This window comes from Pseudomonas sp. GW821-FHT10C09 (genome assembly GCF_059415465.1).
The window spans coordinates 14,924-33,561 of record NZ_JBWKNG010000015.1 but is presented as its reverse complement, the minus strand read 5'-3'; the positions used below and the strand labels follow the sequence as shown (position 1 = coordinate 33,561).

Genomic DNA, 18,638 nt, shown 5'->3' with positions numbered 1-18,638 from the left:
TCCTCCCGTTCAAGCGCATAGCTGGCTCACTCGCCAGTCAGTTTAGTCGGCCTCTCAGTCCTCGGGGTATAGCGCGAGATAGCTGTCGACGGCCGTGTCTATCGTTGGAAAAAACGCCGTTTCACCAAACTGCGAGAACAGCCCGAACCGCTTGAGTTTGTCCTTGACCGGGTCTTTCATTTCGGCCAGACACAATTCGATGCCTGCCGCACGCAAGGTTTCGTCCAGTTCGGCCAGCATGTCGGCAGATGTCACGTCGACACTGGTCATCGGTTCCGCCGCCACGACCACCCAGCGCACGGGCGTAGGCGATGTCGCCACGGCATCCAGCACCCGGTCATTGAACAATTCGGCATTGGCAAAAAACAACGGGGCGTCCCAGCGAAACAGGACCAGGCCGGGGATGAGCCGGGCATAGGGAAAACGCTTGATGTCGTGGTAACCCTGGACCTCATCGGCACGGCCCAGTACGGCGGAATACGGCCGCCAGCCATCCCAGAGGAACTCGATTACCGCCAGCAGGATGGCCAGGCCAATGCCCTCGATGGCGCCGAACACTGCGACGCCGACGGTGCAGGCGATGGACAGCCAGAATTCCCAACGTTGAATGCGATAGATACGTCGCAGATCAGTGACCTCGATCAAGCCGATGGCCGAGGCGATCACCACCGCCGCCAGCGCGCTGTTGGGCAGGTCCTGCAACAGGTTCGGCGCCACCATCAGCAGCAAGGCCACCGCCAGCGCGCCGACGACGCCAGACAGTTGGGTTTTGGCGCCGGCGGCCTCGGCCACCGGAGTGCGTGACGAACTGCTGCTGATGGGAAAACCCTGGAAAAAACCGGCCGCCAGGTTGGCGACGCCAAGCCCGACCATCTCCTGATTCGGATCGACGTACGTGCGCGACCGCGCCGCATAGACACGCGATAGCACGCTGGTGTCGGCAAACGAAACCAGCGCCACCGCGCAACCACCGATCAGCACCGGGACCATATCCGCGGAAGTGATCCAGGGAATGGCGAACGCGGGCATGCCTTGTGGAAGTTCGCCGAGCACCGATATGCCGTATTTCGTCGCAAGGTCCAGCACACCGACGGCGATGGTTGCGCCGGCCACGGCAATCAAAATACCCGGGATGCGTTTGTGTCCCTTGAGCAACAGGATCACCACCAACGTGGCGGCGCCGACCGCGAAGGTGACCCAGTTGGTTTTTCCGTTCAGCACCGCGGTGGCGATCGCCCATATGTTTCTCAGTGGCCCGTCGGACTCGATCTTGAAACCGAAGAACTTGGGCAACTGGCTGATCAGTACGGTCAGCGCGATACCGTTCATGTAGCCGTAGCGGATCGGTTTGGAGAGCAATTCCGTGATAAATCCCAGGCGCGCGATCCCGGCGAGGATGCAGACCACCCCCGACACAATCGCCATCATTCCCGCCAGGGCGACGGCGCGATACGGGTCACCGCCGGACAGCGGCAGGATCACTGCAAGGATGACCGCTGCCAGCGAGGAATCCGGTCCCAGCACCAGAATCCGGCTGGGCCCGAACAACGCATAAGCGAGCAGCGGAATGATGGTCGCGTAGAGGCCATAGATGCCGGGTACGCCCGAGGCCACCGCGTAGGCGATACCGACCGGCACCAGCATGGTGGTCAGGACGAGTCCGGCGACAATGTCATTTCGCAGCCAGGCGATTTGATAGTGGCGCAGCGTGTTCAGCCCCGGTAGCCAGCGGGCCCAGGGGCTTTGACCGGCGCCTGCGACGCGGCGTGCAATTCGACCCGGTTCCGGGGCGGAGGGTGAAGAATCTGAATCGCTCATAGAACTGTAACCCCTTGGTACACAGCGCATATTCGCCTAAAGGGCTGCAGCCGAGGGGCTGCGCCCTCCTCTGTTCTTCAACCACCGAGTGCGATGATCGCCACGATCAGCACAGCGCCAGTGACCGCCATCGCCACCCCACCCTGCCAAGGTTTTGCGCCTGCGTATCGCGCCAGCATCCAGCCCGCGATGAACAGCACCGCGATCCCGACCAGATTGGATAAACGAACGGCGAGCGCCGTGTCTTCGAGTAACAGGAAAGGCACGACCAGTGGAAAGGTCGAGGCCACCACCAAGAGAAAGACGCCCAGCGCCCCTTTGAAATCTTCCCAACCGAGGCCCGACGGCACGGACGCGGCCGGGTACTGAACCAGGCGGCTGCGTAACAATTCCAGGGTTTCAGGCTTGGCCGCTGCCGCCACGTGGGACGGTAATGCAGCCGCCACCAGCGTCTGGCCGGTGGCCGCGTCCGCCCCGGCGAGTTTTGCGTATAGCGTGCTTTTGCGCGTCCGGTCGATCAAGGCCCGCAGCAGATACATCACCGCATCCGCGAGCCCCCAGGCCAGGTTGCAACCGAGCGCGGCGAACATCATGGTCCGTTCCGCCTCCTGACCCGAAGTCGCCACGCTGATCGTTCCGGTGAACGTCATCGCCATGAGCAAGCCGAAAATCACTTCTGTGACTCGATCGACCGGGTCGAGAATCCTTGCCCGTTTTTGTTCTCCGGTGTTCGGCATGCGTCCTACCTCGCTGAAAAGTACCCGCGTGGTGCAAGCGTCAAAGGTCAAAGCACCGCACTTTCAGGCGGTGCTCTTTTTCGATTTCACTTCATTGTAGTGACAAAAAAAATTGTCGCTGCCGGTGTGAGCGGGTTGTGAATGGCAGCACATCAGCCTGAAGGCCAAAACGCGCTTTGTGGCAGCAACGTCTAAGCTTTTTCAGGTCAATCTCGTCCCCCCGGGAGATTCCGATGCACGCCGCGCCCCTTTCAGAACTCGATGCCGCCCTGCCCGGCCTGGCCCGCAAGATCCGCGTGCTGGATGCCCTGTCCTGGCCGGATGGCGTCGAGGAAACCTTCCTGGCGAACTGGCGGGCAGGGAAAGCAGCGTTGCCCGACGTCGAACTGCGCCCGCGTGACCACAGCGCCGACATCATCGCCCTCGAAGCCTTTATTGAGCGATGCGATGCGGGGCATCCGGCCGGCAACCACCTCGCCATGACCGCACGAAGTTATGCCACGGCCGGCCGCATGCTCGGGGCGATTGGCACGCCTGCCTTTACCGACTATTCGTCAGCGCTTTATCGGCGTCCGGACTTCTATTACCACCGTCTGAAACTGAGCATGCTCGACGCCGCCCGGTTTTTCCTCAACACCACCGACGCCCTGCTCGGCGGCACGCGGATTCCACCGAGCCCGGCCGAAATACCGGCCGATGTCTTTGCTGCCTGGATGCAGCCGGAACTGGACCGATTCTTCGGCGAGGGGCGGATCACGGTCGTGCTCGATCCGACCCTCGCCGCCAAAGCCATCGCAGGGGTGAGCCGCATCCGTCTGCGGGCCAACGCGCTGTTCTCGGAACTGGACAAGAACCAGTTGTTGCAACACGAAGCGTTCGTGCATATCGCCACTGCGCAAAACGGCGCGCTCCAACCCAACCTCAAAAGCCTCGGCCTGGGAGCACCGCGCACAACCCAGACTCAGGAAGGCATTGCCACCCTGGCGGAGCTGTTCACCGGCAGCATGGACATCAACCGTTTGCGTCGCCTGGCCCTGCGCGTGCTCGCCGTCCAGCAAGCGCTGGATGGCGCCGATTTCATTCAGGTGTTCGAAGGTTTTCTGGCGGCCGGCCAGTCGCAAGAGGAGTCGTTTCGCTCAACCCAACGGGTGTTTCGCGGCGCTGACCTGCGGGGCGGTTCGGCGTTTACCAAGGATGCCGCGTACCTGACCGGCTTGCTCGGTGTCCACACCCTGCTGCGCCTCGCGATTCGCGATAACCGGCCGGAACTGGTGGGCCATTTGTTTGCCGGACGTCTCAGCCTGGGGGATACCGTACGCCTGGCACCGCTGTTCGAATCCGGCTGGCTCACGGCACCGGTCCATCTTCCTGCCTGGGCCAGCGATCTGCGCCTGCTCGCCGCCAACCTCGCCTTCTCTGCCTTTATCACCCGGATCCAGCTGGACGTGCTCGATCTGGACGTGCTCATGGCGTTCGCAGACGAGCACGAAACCGATGCCAGTGGTGGCGCCGGGCCGGGTGAACGTAAATAAATGGCAGATATTTTTTGTTTGCTACGCTTAGTGAGCGGCGTCGAAGTCAGGACCTGTGGTTTGCACAGTCGGCTTCTACTTCCAGGGCATTGATCCACTCATTTCAAACCTGCCTGACTACAGGGAGTTGCAATGCGCATTCCAGTATTTTACGCGCTGTCGGCTGTCCTTTTGTTGAGCGGGTCTAACGGCATGGCAGCCGGTACGACCGCACCTGCGCCCGCAAACGCTGCCGCTACGGCGCCGGCCGCTGCGCCCGCCCCGCTGCCGGCTAAAGATCCTGTGTTTACCCAGGAACAGCTGGATCAAATGCTGGCGCCCATTGCGCTGTATCCCGATCCACTGCTGGCACAGGTGCTGATGGCCAGCACGTACCCTGGGGAAGTTGCCGAAGCGGTCACCTGGTCCAAAGCGCATCCGGACGCCAAGGGCGACGATGCAGTCAAACAAGTGGCGAACCAGCCTTGGGACCCGAGCGTGCAGGCGCTCGTCGCCTTCCCGCAGGTATTGGCAACGCTGGGGCAGGATCCCGTCTGGGTCCAACGCCTGGGTGATGCCTTCCTCGCGCAGCCCGACGATGTCATGAACGGGGTGCAACGCTTGCGTCGTCAGGCCCAGGAAGCAGGCAACCTGCAGAGCAATCAATATCAGAACGTGACCATTCAGAATAATGCCGCGCCAGCACCGGCCCCTGCAGCAGAACCCGCTCCCGCGGCGCCAGCACCGGCCCCTGCCAGCAGCAGTTCCACCATCATCATCCAGCCCGCCGATCCGCAGGTTGTGTACGTCCCCACCTATAACCCGACAACCGCCTACGGTACCTGGCCGTATCCGGCGTCGCCGCCTGCGTACTACCCACCGCCGCCGGCCTATTACCCGGGCCAGGCCTTGATGGCCGGGCTGGCGTTTGGTACCGGCGTGGCCATTGTCGGTGCGTTGTGGGGTGAGTGTGACTGGGGCAATAACGACGTCGACATCGACGTCGAGCGCTACAACAACATCAATGGCAACAACCGCATCAACGTGAACCAGAACAAGTGGCAGCACAATTCCGCGCACCGCAATGGCGTCCCTTATCGCGATAACCGCAGCCGCGAACAGTACGGCCGGCAACTGGACGGTGCCAGTCAGCGTCAGGCTTATCGAGGCGACAACGCCCAGCGCGCCCAGGCCCGTGAAAATGCCCGAGGTTCCATGGACAGGGCCGGTATCGAACGCCCGCCTACCAGCAACCGCGAAGCCCGTGATCAAGTGCGTGATACCTCACGGGCCACAGCCGGCAACCGGATGCAAGCCGGCACCGACAGACCGAACACCGCCAATAGACCGCAGACCTCCGATAGACAAAAGGCAGCGGATAGACAGAATGCCGCTGAAAGAGCAAAGGCGTCTGACAGAAGCCAGGGCACGGCCAGAAACAATCAGGCGAATCAGCAGCCGAGAAAACAGACCGCTCAGACGAACCAGCGACAGGGCAACGCGCAGGCGCGCCAAACGACGCAGAACCGCCCTTCCACGACAGCCGCCAGCAAGGGCAGTGCCCGCAACAATGCCTTCGCCGGCGCGCGCTCCCCGTCCCAGGTCAACGCACAAGCCAATCGTGGCCGGGCCAGCCAGGCATCCGCCCAGCGCCCAAGTTCCGCGCGAGCCGCCGGCCATCAGGTCAGTCGGCCGTCCAATCCGCCAGCGCGTCAAAGTAGGGGTGGCCGTCGTTGAACAACTATCCTCGATTGAAGGCACGCATGGGCGTGCTCCTTCAGGCCTTGGCGATCACTGCCGGTTTGGCGTGGTCGTGCGTGGCGACAGCACAGCAGGAATTCCCGACCCCGGAAAAAGCCGCTCAAGCGTTCGTCGAAGCGTTGGGTACGACACACGCCGATCATGAACGCCTGACCGAGTTGCTGGGTAAGGAATGGCGCAGTTTCATCCCTCGCGAAGGCGCCGAACGCAAAGACGTGGATGCGTTTTTGAAGCAGTACCACGAGGAAAACCACATCGAAAAAACCAATGACCACACCGCGATTCTGTCGGTCGGCAGTAACCACTGGACACTGCCGATCCCGATCGTGAAAAGCACCAACGGTTGGCGCTTCGACGTCAAGGCTGGCAGTGCCGAAGTCCGTGCACGTCAAATCGGCCGCAACGAATTGGCCGCGGTGCAAGCGGCGCTGGCCTATCACGACGCCCAGATGGACTACGCCTCGGTGGATCGCGACGGTGACGGCGCACTTGAGTATGCGCAAAATATTTTCAGCACCCCCGGCACCCATGACGGACTCTATTGGGCGGACGACGACAGCGGTCAGATCAGCCCTCTGGGCGCTGAGTTCGGTAACACCATTGCCGGCGAAGGCTGGCATGGTTATCACTTTCGCATTCTCGATGGCCAGGGACCCTCAGCACCCGGCGGCGCCTACAGCTACCTCATCGGCGACAAGATGAGCCGGGGCTTTGCACTGATCGCCTGGCCAGAGAAATACAACGACACCGGCGTGATGAGTTTCATGATCAGCCATGAAGGGCAGGTGTTCGAGAAAGACCTGGGGCCTGAGAGCGAAAAACTGGCGAAGGCGATGAAGCGCTTTGATCCGGATGACAGTTGGAAGGAGGTGGCTGCGGATCAGGAGTAGGAGGTGTCGTTTACAAACTCTGCGGCGTTGATCGCGAAGCGGTGGCAGGGCTGGCTGCGCCGCTCTCAATGGCAACCCAAGCGCTTTTCAAAGTAGACACGATCAAATCCATCTTCCGAGCGCCGCTGGACTTCGACGTAACCCAGTCGAGGATAAATGGACAGGTTGTCGGTCATCTTCTCGTTCGTATAGAGACAAACGCTGCCAAACCCCAGGCGCGTCGCCTGCGCCTCGCAAAATTGAATGAGTGCCTTGCCGATCCCCTTCCCACGACCCGCTTTGGACACGGCTACATTTTCCAGAAGCATATGCTGGCCCACCGGATAGAAGACGATAAAACCTCGCAATTCCTCCTGTTCTGCGATGCAAAGGTGCACAAACCCGGCAGCGATCTGAGCCCTGAAATCCGCCAGCATCGGTGCAGGCTTTCGTCCTATTACCGAAACATACTGGGCATACGCCTGCTCCGCACAAGCGCGCACTGCGTCTTCGTCGTCTGCAACGGCTTGGCGGATCCTGTGTCGTTCGCTCATGGCAAATCCTGACGAATGTCGGTTAATGTCGGCTCGAGAAGCAGAATAACCCGCCGCACTTCAAATGATGAACGATGAGGCCAACACCGCATGAAGCCCCTGGATTTGACGCGTTTCGACCTCAACCTTCTGATTGTGCTTGAGGCGCTTTGGGTTGAAAAGCACGTCGGCCGCGCGGCCGAACGATTGCATTTGTCCCAGTCCGCAACGAGCCACGCCTTATCGAGGCTGCGTACCGCTTTTGATGATCAGCTGTTCATTCGCAACCCTCGCGGGATCGCGCCGACGCCGCTGGCCATCGAGCTGATGCCGAGAGTGGCGGCGGTGCTCGAGTCGGTCAGGCTCGTCGCCAGTCCACGTGGCCCGTTCGATCCGAGTCGTTTGCAAGCAACACTGTCAGTGGCGGCCACCGACCACGCCGTCATGACGGTCATCGCCCCTGCTCTGGCCAGGATCCAGGCCGCCGCGCCGCAGGCCGTGCTGAAGCTCAGCCCGGCGGATGTCGAATCCGCTCTACGTCTGCTGGACGCAGGCGAGGTCGACATCGTGCTGGGGTCGGGTTCATTTGCCCAAGTCCCGCAGCGCTTTGAGTGCCAGCTAGTGCATAAGGAACGTTTCGTCGGCATCGCGCGCAAGGGCCACCCGGCGCTGGTCAAGCGAGGCAAGAAATTGCACATGGAATTGGATGACTTCACTTCCCTCCCCCACATTCTGGTCTCGCCGCGCGGTGATACACGGGGCGCTGTCGACGATGCGTTGGAGAACCTCGGTCGTTCCCGCAAGGTGAGCGTTACCTGCCCCAGCTTTCTGGCGGTGCCCTTCATGGTCGGTGCTTCACAATCGATTGCCGTTGTTGCCGAGCGGGTCGCCTTGCAGATGCAGGAGACCGCGCAGCTGAGCCTGTTTGAGTTGCCCTTGGCGCTGCCCACTTGGGAGGTGCTGGTTATTCGAGCACGAGGGCGCGCCAACGAGCCCGCCGTCGAGTGGATCACGAACATGATGATCGCCGACTGAACAGCGCCGGCCCCGGGATCATGAATCTCGTGCATCGACAGGCTGTGTAAATGCCATTGGCATCGAGTGCCTCGGTGCTCCTAGAGTGCGGTCGTCTATTCAACCCTCCAGGAACACTTCATGAATACCCTGCCCACGTTGGTCATGGTCCCTTGCTTCGCAGGGGCCCCGTGGCAGCTTGACCAGATGACCTCTTTGCAGAGCCGCGCCATGCGCACCCTTCGTTTGCCCGATGATGTAAGCGATCTGGAAACATTGGCCGACTTCATCGCTGACCAGGTAGAGGACCTCAAGAACTATGTATTGGTTGGCGACTCTTACGGCGCGGTCGCTTCGATCGCGGTTGCGACGCGCCAGCCCAAAGGCCTGAAAGGACTGGTACTGTCGGGTGGTTTTGCCAAGAGCCCTATCATCTCGCCCCTGCTCAAGACATTGGCAGCGTTCGTACCGTTTTTCCCCGGGCTCTTTTATCGGCAGATGACCCTACGGGTCCACGCCGCGCAGTTGGCGTCGGCGTTTGACAAGGAAGGCGAGACCCTTTGGTCAACCGCAAAGAGTCGCGCCTTCTTCGTCAAGGAGACGCCACACAAAGCCTACGTCAACCGCATGCGCTCGATCGAGAAGGTCGACTATTCGGCCCTGCTGAAGAAGATTGACGTCCCCACGCTGATCCTGACGCCCGAGGAAGACAAGCTGATCGGCGAAGAAGCCGCGGGGATTCTGCTAAAGGGCATCAAGGGTTCGCAGGAAGTCATCCTGCCGCGCACCGGCCACATGTTCAGGTTCTCGCATCCTGGCGCCTACTCGCTCGAAATCAGGAAGTTTCTGGAACGGGTAGCGCTTTAAGCGTATGCGCGCGGGGGGGTGGGTAGCGTCTGCGTCTTCAATGCGCTGCGATTTGGGTGTCTGGTTGCGGCTGTGGATTCTATCGGCCAATAGCTGACCTTGCAGACCGGCTGCCAGAGGCCCACTTTTCCACTGCTATGCTAACAACATCTGTTTCTCCACCAGAGACGAGCAGCATGGCAGCACAACGCCAGCACGCCCCATTCACGCTCAAGGCCATGGCCTGGTCGGCTGGTGGTTTCCTTGTTGCCTGGGCTGCGATGAAACTGCTCGACACCTACTTCGAACTGACGTTGTTGGCGGATGCCACGGGCGGACTGCTAAGTGTTCGGGATTGGCTTTTGCTGGAAACACCAATGCCGAATTGGTCTGTGCTGACGATTATCATGTTTTCAATCAGCACGCTGTCTGTAGCGTTTTTCTACGTCCGCAGCACTGACGGAGCGGTCGGCGAGTTGCATGAGATAGAGCGAAAAGTTTACAAAAAGAACAACCCTGAGTTCCCACAACTGACAGAAAACCAAACGCTACTGATGGAGGCTTTGACCTATCACGCAAACTTCAGGAAAATTGCAAATCTGGACTCAATTTGCAAACTGGTCTCACTCAGCAGGCTAGAGGTTGAAGCCGACTTGAAGCAACTCCAGATCAAACATCTTGTGAAGCACAAAGTGACACGAGGCACGTTCGGCGCCACCTACTTTGAACTTACCCTGGCAGGAAAGGATTATGCATTAGAGCGGTTTGAGCTAACGTAGCATCGGCACAGGGAGCATGACCTGCTTCAAAAGAACCACATGACGAGTCCACCTACAACCATTGGTCGCATTCGCTGCAAACAGGTAGCAAAGGATCATAAATCCGCTATTACGTCAGTACCTGCAATTTTCATTCATTGCACATCGTCAGAGGAACGCCCCGCGATGCGAAACTCACTTAAGCATTCGAGATTTCGTTTGGTATTTTTGCTGACTGTTATCTCAATGGGGCTGACCGCTTGTTCCAGTAACGAAAATATTAATACACCTGCCAAAGCAATTGCTCGCCCCCCTATCGATGATAGCGAGACGTCTTCTGTGCGTGTCACTACTAGCTGGATACAACACTCGCTTAGCCAGGCTGAATGCCTGAAGCACGCCCAGGCAGCACTTACAAAAGCGAGATATTTTGTTGATGCAGGAGACCGCTCCGTTTTTGGGTTTCGTCAAGGGATGACGTTTTCGATCCGCTGCGACTACGAAGGCGTTGCATTTTTGGCAGTGGCTTATCGTCAAAGGCCCAGTACTGAAACCCAGGACCGGATCTTGAATGAAATAACCAGGTTTTTTTAATTGGCGATGCGTTCAACAGTAGTGTTGCCTGCTGTCCTCAACGCCATGTTCAGGTTCAACAGTCATCGACAGCCGAATGCTCAGTTTTCGAAACGATTGAGCGACGTGTACGGATCAAAGGGAACATAGCGTGATTGCCGGTCGCGCATGACTTTGACCATGGCGATGTCCGGGTCCACGGAAAAGAACAAGCGCCCGCGCATCGCCACCAGATGATCGAGCAGGCGTTCCTTGTCCCCGACCACGCATTCGGGATTGCGATCATAGGCGCTGTTGACGTTCAGGCTCAGCCAGTGCGTTCCCGGGATCAAGTCGCCGACAAACACCACCGGCCCGCCGGGTAGCAGGATTTCCGGCAACAGTTGCCCCGGTGTGTAGCCGTCGCTGAAATGAAAATACCAGCCGTTACCGAGGCGGGTGTTGCCGGCGATGCCAACATCACCCTGACCAACTCGACCGCGACGGGTGCCAGTGAGTGGCTGCGCGTGGGTACGCTCAGTGACTTCCCCTTGCTGACCGCTTCGCCTCCACCCCTGACCGGCCCGGCGGATTTCCCGGATGAAGTCACCCACATGCGGTGTCTTCAAGACTCTCACCGTCAACAATTACAGCGGCGATGGCACCATTGCGCTCCATACATTCCTGGAGGGCGACGGCTCGCCTTCCGACAGACTGGTGATCGACGGGGGCACCGCAACGGCGCTGGCCACCGGCAACACGGCGTTGCTGGTCCGTAACGCCCGGGATGCCAGCGGCGTCCTTGGGCGAGGTGCCCTGACCACCGGCAACGGCATCCTCGTGGTGGATACGCAGAACGGCGGCACCACCGCCGCCAATGCTTTCCGCCTGGGCAACCGGGCGATCGCCGGCCCCTACGAATACACATTGCATCGGGCGAGCGTGGATGCAACCAACCGTGAAGCGTGGTACCTGCGTTCCAGCGCCGATCCAACCCCACCGGTTCCGCCTGATACGCCTGATACGCCCACGCCCCTACTCCGTCCGTGCCGAACTTCCGCCCGGAAACCTCGTTGTACGGAGCCATCCCGGCCATGGCGCTGGTTTATACCCGCGGCATGATCGACACCTTGCACGAGCGGGTTGCTGAAGAACGCCGGATCCCCACCGACCCGTTGCCCAAGGAGCATGAAGAAACCTACGGCCCGTCGCTCGGCTGGGGGCGCATGATCTTTCGCAATGGCGAACGAGAAAGCGGTCACAACGGCCCGTTTGGTAACTCCCCAGGCTACAACTATGACATGCAGGCCTTCCAGGTCGGTCTGGACCTTTATCGCGGCGAGGACACCGACGGCAGCCATGACCAGGCCGGGGTATCGCTGGCGGTCGGCAACATCTCGGGGGGAGTTGATCACTACAGCGGGATTGGCGCCGGTGAAAACGAACTGCGTGCTTACAGCCTGGGTGGCTACTGGACGCACTTTGGGCCCGACGGTGGCTATGTGGACGGCGTGTTGCAACTGCACCGCTTCGACATCGAAGCCAAACCGCGCGACATCGATGAACTGGACACCCAAGGCTGGGGCTACTCCGCATCACTGGAAACCGGTTACCCGTTTCTGGTCGATGAGGGCGATGAAGAACACAAGAATGAAAACCTGTACCTCGAGCCACAAGCCCAAGTGATCTATTCCCACATCGATCTCGACAACAGCGATGACATCGCTGCCGACGTGCGTTTCAGGGACGTCGACTCGCTGATCGGCCGACTTGGCGTGCGTCTGGCCAAGGACTGGTTCCGCGAGAACGACAAGGGCGAGGCACTGCGTACCAATGGCTGGCTACGTCCCAGCGTCTGGCATGAGTTCAAGGGACAGCCCAAGACCGAGTTTTCATCGGCCAACGGCTTCGTGCCCTTCGAGGCGGATATTGGGGGGAGCTGGTGGGAGGCCAACCTGGATTTGCCGATAAACGCGCGGCGACCGTCGAAGGGATGAAGTCATCGTTAAATGGCGTAACGTTCGAAGGAACGTTCGGAGGGAAGGATTGGCGGCAGATCCTCAATCGCGCAGATTGCCGCCCTGATTTTAGAAGTTGATTTTGAACCCAAGCATCGCGTCATACCCATGGCTATCACCGTCGAACCCCTGGCGATAACCCGCCGAGGCGGTGAACGTGGTGCGTCGGTTGGCCTGGTAATCCACCCCCAGATTCACCTCACCCCACGTGCCCTGAATGTCTGCCTCGAACGGGACGTAACCCGACTCGGAGGAAAACTCGGTCTTCGGTTGTCCTTTGAACTCATGCCAGACACTCGGGCGAACCCACGCGTTGGTGCGTCGTTCACTCTTATCGACACCCTCGGTATCCCAATCCTTGGCGATGCGTACGCCGAGCCGGCCGATCAGCGAATCCACGTCTTTGAAACGAATGTTGGCGCCGACGTCATCGCTGCTGTCCAGATCAACGTAGCTGTAGATCGCTTGCAACTGCGGTTCGACGTACCAGTCTTTGTCGAACTCGTACGGATAGCCGTTTTCCAGCGAGGCGGTGTACCCCCAGCCCCGGGTTTTCAGTTTGTCCAGGTCGTTGGGCTTGGCCTCGATGTCGAAGTGGTTGACCTGCAACACGCCGTCCAGATACCAGCCCGACGGGCCGAAGTGCGTCCAGTACGCGCCCACGCCATAAGCGCGCAAGGTGTCGTCACCGGCGGGACGGCGGGTGTAGTGGCTGACGCCGGCGTCGATGGTGCCGGCCGACAGCGATATACCGGCCTGTTCATGACTGCCATCGGTTCTGACCTTGCGGTAGAGGTCGGTGCCGACCTGAAAGGCGGTCAGGTCGTAGTTGTACTCGGGCGTGTTGCCCAAGGCGTTTTTGCCATCACCATCCTGTTTGCCGCTGCGGTAGATCACCCTTCCCCAACCCATGGACGGGGCCAGAGTGGACTCGTCCTCCTTGGGCAATGGATCGCCGGCATTGAGGCGCTCTTCGCCGACCCGCTCGTGCAGGGTGTCGACCATGGTCCTGCCGTAGACCAGCGCCAGCGCCGGAACTGCGCCATACAGGGAGACTTCCGGACGGAAGTTGGGCACATGCGCAGGGGTTGGATCGGGATCAGGACCAGGGGGTTCATCCGGCACCAGGGCGTCCGAACGCAGGAACCAGGTGTCCTTGGCGCTGCCATCATCGGCGCCTTGTTGCAGACGATATTCATACGGCCCGGCCACCGCACGGCGGGCCAGGCGGAAGGCATTCGGGTCGCTCGCGCCGTCTGATTTGTTCAGCAACTCAACCACCGCAATGCCGTTGCCCTCGGTCAGTTCACCCAGCCCGCCAATATTGCGCACAGCGACACCCGTGGCACCGCCGCTGCCGGTCGTGGTCGAGTCCACCACGAGCATGTCGGAGCGACTGTTGGCGCCACCGCCGTTGAGCGTGGTGTTGAGCAGCAGGCTGCCGCCATTGGACACGAACACGCCGCCGCCATCGGTGCCGGCGGTGGTCGCGCCGCTGATCAGCAGGACATTGCCCACGGTGTTGCTGCCGGCCGCAAGGTCCAGGGTGCCGCTGTGGGTGAAGCGGTTCACGCCGAGTATCTGCCCCTGCACCGGACCGCCCAGCGTCGGCGTGTTAGCCGTTTGGCCCAGTGGCAGATAGGCACCGCTGGCACTGAAACCGGTGATGCCTGTGGCCGGCTGCGTCGCCAGACGAATCACGCCGTTGTTGTCGATGTTGTTGCTGCCCGACGACCCGAGGTTGCTGGTGGCAACGCCCCAGGTATCCCGGGTGCCGCTGCCGGTGCTGTCGGCGAAACTGCGCAAGATCCAGGTGCCGCTGTTGCTGACGGTACTGGCGGCACTGACGGCGTTGACCGAGCCGGTCATCTGCCCCGTGTTATTGAGGGTGAAATTCGTCCCGGGCGTGGTCGCATCCGCACGCACCGCGGAATCGCTGAGCGCGCCGATCACACCCGAGTTGTTCAACGTCTGGGTGGCACCGCCAAGGATCACGCCGCTGCTGTCTGCCCGACCACCTTGAAGGGTCGCGCTGTTGTTGACGCTGACCGCGCCGCCCACGGTCAATGCATCGATCGCCGACGACCCCGTGCCTCTGGTGCTAATCGCGCCGCTGTTGCTGACCGAAAGACTGGCCGGGCCGGATGCTTCAGCGAGAATCCCCTGACTGTTGCTGGCACCGAGCGTCTGGATCGACCCGGTGTTGACGAGGGTCTGCTGGCCACTGACGGACAAGGTGCGGATGCCGCGCTGCTGATCGCCGCGAGCGATCAGTTGACCGCTGTTGCTGACGTTCAGGGTGCCTGTCCCGGTGCCGGAGTTGAACGCATTGCCCGCCAGAATCGCCGCGCCCTGGCCATTGACGTCAATCAGCGGACCGGTGAACGCAACACCCACATTCCCACCCAAAGTCAGTGCCTGTATGCCAAAGGAGCCGATGCCACTGCCGTCGCCCGACCCGGCATTCGAGTGCGTGATGATCGTGCCGCCGGCGTTGACGTCCACGGTGCCAGTCGGTGATTGGGTCGAGGCATAAATCCCGTTGGCATTGCTGTGGAGCGTTTCGATACGGTTGCCGGAATAGTCGACCCGGACATTGCCGCCCGTCGAGTCGACCCGAATACCACCCGCGCCAAAACCGCTGGCGAAGATATTGCCGGAGTAGTCGATAAGCACATTGTTGTTTTCGGAGCTGACGATGATGCCGTAGGCGCGCGTGGTGTTCAGCCCGCCGAGCACGGTGAGATTGCCGCTGCCGGTGACCGTCGCATCCCCGGTGCCGCGCTTGATGATGTAGATCGCCCGCGAGCCGGCAGGGTTGGCCGCGTCGCCGACATTGATGGCAGCATTGTTCTCGATGCTGATCGAGCCCGTGGCTCCGACGTTATCGTTGGCATAGATACCGTGCGCGGCGCCGCCAGTGGTGGTGATCGCGCCGTTGTTGACGATGTCGATGCTGCCAACGGAGGAAAAGGAACGAATACCAAACCCGTTGAGGCCACTGGTGCTGATCGTCCCGCTGTTGCTCAACCGGGTATTGCCGGCGCCGCCTTCGGTGAAGAGGCCGAAGGCGTTCATGCCTATGGCCTGGACCGTCGCGGCGTTCACCAGAGTGGTGTTGCCATTGACCGCGCGGGTGTGGACGCCGGCGTGGTTGCCGATGCCGGCGGTCGGCAAAGTATCGTCGATGATCGGCAGGCCGGCGGACAGCGCATCGTCGTTGTTGACCAGGATGCTGACCCCGGCACCGACGCTGACGCTGGTGTCGCCGCTGCCGGTGGCTTTGGTCCAGATGCCGTTGCCGCCGAGCAAGGTGATCTGGCCGTTGCCATCATGCGTGACATTGATCCCGCCGCCGCCATTGGCACTCACATCGATCCCGTCGTGTTCGTTGCCCACCACGGTGTTGAGGATGTTCAGCGTGGTGCCCGAGGTCACCGAAAACGTCGACAGCCCACTGCTGGCATGGGTGATCGCCAGCGCATCAAGCCCGCTGCCGCCAATGTTGACCGTGTTGGTGCCGCCATCGACGGTCAGCACGGCACTGCCTGCGCCGGCACCGATCACATTCGAGAACACGGCGTTTGCAGCCGTCGGCGGCGTGCTGTTGATGGTGGTGCCACTGAGGATCACCGTTGAATTGGCATTGTTGCCTCGACTGAGTACCGAGGAGCCGGCAGTGGTTGTGATGGTCGTGCCCGATTGAGTAGTGATCGACGCATCGACACCGGCAGCAGGCGTACAGGCATCAGATACATTGTAAGCACCGGCGGCTAGCGGCCCACACGCGGCCTGAGCATCCGCCAGTGTCAGGACATTGGCCATAGCAACCAACAAGGCGCTACGTTTGAAATGCGGGGCAAACCCGACCCGAAAATGGTCGCGAGCGCTTTTCATCAAAACCTCCGTGTTTTAACTCTCACCGGATACTTTTCCAGCCAAGTAGTTATGGCTTGGCGATTACAGCTATAGACCTTAGTTCGTAATTCGCAGATTGGGAAAAATGGAAAGCAGTGACCACCTGATGAAGGCCTTCATGAGGTGTAGGTCGACTGGAGAACTTCCTGACAGGCAATAATCGGCTAATCCCTATGCCGACCGAGCGCAGAATCAATCATCGTTGACCTGAAGCTCATCCAGAAGAAACCCAAGTGAATCCGGGGCGGCGGGATGACTTTTTTCCGAGCGATGTTCATCCCATGACATGGCGTCTTCGGTGCAGAAATCTCCAATACACTCCATGTTCAATTCGCCATCGAGAAGTCCAAGCGGAATCCAGAAGTAAGGCGTTTCGCGTAGAGGGTTGGGCACGGTCGAGCCGCAGTGCGAGCAGAAGTCATTTCTGTAACCGCTGGGTTTGCGCCAACGGGTGATCGCGTCGTGTCCTACTTCCCATTGAAAGTCGCGCGCGTTGACCAGTGTGGCGAGGTTATGGCCGACCCCGGTTTGCTTGCGGCACAGGGTGCAATGGCAGCGGTAGAAGAATCGTGGTTCGACGGCCAGGGAAAAGCGTACGGTGCCGCAAAGACATTGTCCTGATGTCATGTGTATCTCCTTTGAAGATCGATTCATCGGTGTTTTCAAGCGGTGATTCCATTAGACAGAACACCCCCCTGTGGCGAGGGAGCTTGCTCCCGCTGGACTGCGCAGCAGGCCCATTTTTTGGGGCCGCTGCGCGACCCAGCGGGGCGATGCGGCGTTCCGACAAGCCCCCTCGCCACAACAGCTCTCTCGCTACAGGGCTGCGTTTAGACAGGCGGTTCTATTTTATCCAGCACGCCGTTTGCCGTGATCTCGGCCACCATGATGCTGTTTGAGATGCCCAGCAAGGCGTAGCGTGCCTCCCCTTCCAGATGATCCACCAAGTGATGGACCATCACGTCGATCGAGGCCAGGGTTTCGACCAAAAATACGCCCAGGGTTTCGGCGCTGGCTTGCGGGTCCACGGAAAACAGGGTGCTGCGGGTTCGCGGCTTGGCTTTGATATCGGCGTTCGACGGGAAGTGGAACTCGAGGGCGCGTTCGGCGGCTTCGTTGAGTTTTTTTGAATCGGGTTCGTACGGGGACACTGGATCGGTGTCCGGTGGGTTGGGCGTTACTTTGAACATATGCTCGCTTCTCTAATTGGGCGCCAACCCTCTTGCGACTAAACGAGAGGGAGGCAGCTGTACGCAGGTTAGTCGACCGGGGAAGCTAGCAAAGCCGGCGCGCCCAAAGGCGCCCTGCGCACAACCGCCATCAAGTGCAGGCATGGGAATGCCAGACTGACAGAGCTAATGCACCTTACTTTTAACCCCGGGCGACTAAACCCGGCCACTGATGGGCAGTGGCAGGAAAACGATAGAGGCTAGGGTTAAAGCAAACAAGCCGGCCGATTCTGTCTTACCCGTAGGCGATGGCGCAAGGCGTTGTAGCCTCCGGGTAGTAACGGAAAGCGTCATTTAAACGCAGACGATTTTTCTTGTTTAAACGAGCGATCAGCCAAAGGATTTCGTATACCCTAGCCCTACCTCACTCCAAACGATCTGCCGACGTGAACCTACCCAAACTCAACGCTCCCGACCTTGGCAATACGCCTTCGACCTCGGAAATCATCACCCGCCATCTGCGGGATGCGATCGTCGCCGGGCATTTTGCCGAGGATGAACCGATTCGCCAGGACGACATTGCCCGACAGTTCAACGTCAGCAAAATCCCGGTGCGCGAGGCGCTCAAGCGGCTGGAGGCCGAAGGGCTGGTGATGTTCCAGCGCAATCGCGGGGCGATGGTCACGCGGATTTCCGATGCGGAACTGGCGCAGATGTTCGAAGTGCGCATGCTTCTGGAAGACAAGGTGTTGCGCCTGGCCATTCCCAACATGACCGAAGAGACCTTCGCCCGTGCCGAGCGTATCTGCCAGGAGTTCATCGGCGAAGACGACGTCGGGCGCTGGGCCGAGCTCAACTGGGAGTTGCATTCCTGCCTGTATGAGCCGGCGCAGCGGCCATTTCTGGTGAGTCTGATTCGTTCGGTCAACGACAAACTGGAGCGCTACCTGCGCATGCAGATGAGCCTGTCCGCCGGCAAGGAGCGCGCCGATCACGAACACCGCGAGATCCTCGCGGCCTGCCGTGCCGGGGATGTAGACCTGGCGGTGAAGCTGCTGGACGAGCACATTGCCGGGGTCTGCAAAACCCTCTTCGAGCACCTGCCCCACGCACACTGATCGCTGCGTACACTGT

16 protein-coding genes and 1 pseudogene are annotated in these 18,638 nt (G+C 60.3%); 10 read left to right on the top strand and 7 right to left on the bottom strand.

The window, feature by feature from the left end:
* Positions 1 to 54: 54 nt before the first annotated feature.
* On the bottom strand, positions 55 to 1,818 hold the full coding sequence (locus AC07N8_RS16925; RefSeq protein WP_493144906.1) for a SulP family inorganic anion transporter: 1,764 nt from the start codon (positions 1,816 to 1,818) through the stop codon (positions 55 to 57).
* A 77-nt stretch (positions 1,819 to 1,895) separates the two neighbouring features.
* On the bottom strand, positions 1,896 to 2,555 hold the full coding sequence (locus tag AC07N8_RS16920; RefSeq protein ID WP_483843252.1) for a hypothetical protein: 660 nt from the start codon (positions 2,553 to 2,555) through the stop codon (positions 1,896 to 1,898).
* A gap of 233 nt (positions 2,556 to 2,788) precedes the next feature.
* On the opposite strand from AC07N8_RS16920, the gene AC07N8_RS16915 reads away from it, so the two are divergent.
* The 3 genes from AC07N8_RS16915 (at position 2,789) to AC07N8_RS16905 (ending at position 6,717) form a co-directional block, all read left to right on the top strand.
* A complete protein-coding gene (locus AC07N8_RS16915) occupies positions 2,789 to 4,087 on the top strand; it encodes a peptidase MATCAP family protein (RefSeq protein ID WP_493144904.1) in 1,299 nt (432 codons plus the stop codon).
* Between the two features lie 132 nt (positions 4,088 to 4,219).
* Complete coding sequence (locus AC07N8_RS16910; RefSeq protein WP_483843250.1) at positions 4,220 to 5,803, top strand: DUF3300 domain-containing protein; 1,584 nt, start codon at positions 4,220 to 4,222, stop codon at positions 5,801 to 5,803.
* A 26-nt stretch (positions 5,804 to 5,829) separates the two neighbouring features.
* A complete protein-coding gene (locus tag AC07N8_RS16905) occupies positions 5,830 to 6,717 on the top strand; it encodes a DUF2950 domain-containing protein (protein ID WP_493144901.1) in 888 nt (295 codons plus the stop codon).
* Positions 6,718 to 6,782: 65 nt separating this feature from the next.
* Here AC07N8_RS16905 and AC07N8_RS16900 read toward each other — a convergent pair whose 3' ends face one another.
* Positions 6,783 to 7,250, bottom strand: a complete 468-nt coding sequence (locus tag AC07N8_RS16900; protein WP_493144900.1) for a GNAT family N-acetyltransferase — start codon at positions 7,248 to 7,250, stop codon at positions 6,783 to 6,785.
* 90 nt (positions 7,251 to 7,340) lie between these two features.
* Here AC07N8_RS16900 and AC07N8_RS16895 point away from each other — a divergent pair, with 90 nt between their 5' ends.
* The 4 genes from AC07N8_RS16895 (at position 7,341) to AC07N8_RS16880 (ending at position 10,441) form a co-directional block, all read left to right on the top strand.
* Positions 7,341 to 8,264 (top strand): LysR family transcriptional regulator, encoded by a 924-nt coding sequence (locus AC07N8_RS16895; RefSeq protein WP_493144898.1) that lies wholly within the window; start codon positions 7,341 to 7,343, stop codon positions 8,262 to 8,264.
* Positions 8,265 to 8,384: 120 nt separating this feature from the next.
* Positions 8,385 to 9,110: an alpha/beta fold hydrolase gene (locus AC07N8_RS16890; RefSeq protein WP_493144896.1), complete on the top strand. Its 726-nt coding sequence runs from the start codon at positions 8,385 to 8,387 to the stop codon at positions 9,108 to 9,110.
* Positions 9,111 to 9,286: 176 nt separating this feature from the next.
* Positions 9,287 to 9,868, top strand: a complete 582-nt coding sequence (locus tag AC07N8_RS16885; RefSeq protein ID WP_493144894.1) for a hypothetical protein — start codon at positions 9,287 to 9,289, stop codon at positions 9,866 to 9,868.
* A gap of 165 nt (positions 9,869 to 10,033) precedes the next feature.
* On the top strand, positions 10,034 to 10,441 hold the full coding sequence (locus AC07N8_RS16880) for a hypothetical protein (RefSeq protein WP_493144892.1): 408 nt from the start codon (positions 10,034 to 10,036) through the stop codon (positions 10,439 to 10,441).
* 80 nt (positions 10,442 to 10,521) lie between these two features.
* On the opposite strand, the pseudogene AC07N8_RS16875 reads toward AC07N8_RS16880, so the two are convergent.
* A pseudogene (locus AC07N8_RS16875) lies at positions 10,522 to 10,854 on the bottom strand (MBL fold metallo-hydrolase); the annotation flags it as partial.
* Positions 10,855 to 10,999: 145 nt separating this feature from the next.
* Here AC07N8_RS16875 and AC07N8_RS16870 point away from each other — a divergent pair.
* Together AC07N8_RS16870 and AC07N8_RS16865 are read left to right on the top strand one after the other, a co-directional pair.
* On the top strand, positions 11,000 to 11,521 hold the full coding sequence (locus AC07N8_RS16870) for an autotransporter outer membrane beta-barrel domain-containing protein (RefSeq protein ID WP_493144890.1): 522 nt from the start codon (positions 11,000 to 11,002) through the stop codon (positions 11,519 to 11,521).
* Positions 11,494 to 12,396 (top strand): autotransporter domain-containing protein, encoded by a 903-nt coding sequence (locus AC07N8_RS16865; protein WP_493144888.1) that lies wholly within the window; start codon positions 11,494 to 11,496, stop codon positions 12,394 to 12,396. The genes AC07N8_RS16870 and AC07N8_RS16865 overlap by 28 nt, the downstream gene beginning before the upstream one ends.
* Before the next feature lie 90 nt (positions 12,397 to 12,486).
* Here AC07N8_RS16865 and AC07N8_RS16860 read toward each other — a convergent pair whose 3' ends face one another.
* The 3 genes from AC07N8_RS16860 to AC07N8_RS16850 all read right to left on the bottom strand — a co-directional run bounded on the left by AC07N8_RS16860 (position 12,487) and on the right by AC07N8_RS16850 (position 17,525).
* Positions 12,487 to 16,314 carry an autotransporter outer membrane beta-barrel domain-containing protein gene (locus tag AC07N8_RS16860; RefSeq protein WP_493144886.1) on the bottom strand — a complete coding sequence of 1,276 codons (3,828 nt, stop codon included), beginning with the start codon at positions 16,312 to 16,314 and terminating at the stop codon, positions 12,487 to 12,489.
* Positions 16,315 to 16,527: 213 nt separating this feature from the next.
* Complete coding sequence (locus tag AC07N8_RS16855; protein ID WP_483843241.1) at positions 16,528 to 16,962, bottom strand: GFA family protein; 435 nt, start codon at positions 16,960 to 16,962, stop codon at positions 16,528 to 16,530.
* A gap of 203 nt (positions 16,963 to 17,165) precedes the next feature.
* Positions 17,166 to 17,525 carry a DUF6124 family protein gene (locus AC07N8_RS16850; protein WP_483843240.1) on the bottom strand — a complete coding sequence of 120 codons (360 nt, stop codon included), beginning with the start codon at positions 17,523 to 17,525 and terminating at the stop codon, positions 17,166 to 17,168.
* Between the two features lie 425 nt (positions 17,526 to 17,950).
* Here AC07N8_RS16850 and AC07N8_RS16845 point away from each other — a divergent pair, with 425 nt between their 5' ends.
* Complete coding sequence (locus AC07N8_RS16845; protein ID WP_027924781.1) at positions 17,951 to 18,622, top strand: GntR family transcriptional regulator; 672 nt, start codon at positions 17,951 to 17,953, stop codon at positions 18,620 to 18,622.
* The last annotated feature ends 16 nt before the right edge of the window (positions 18,623 to 18,638 follow it).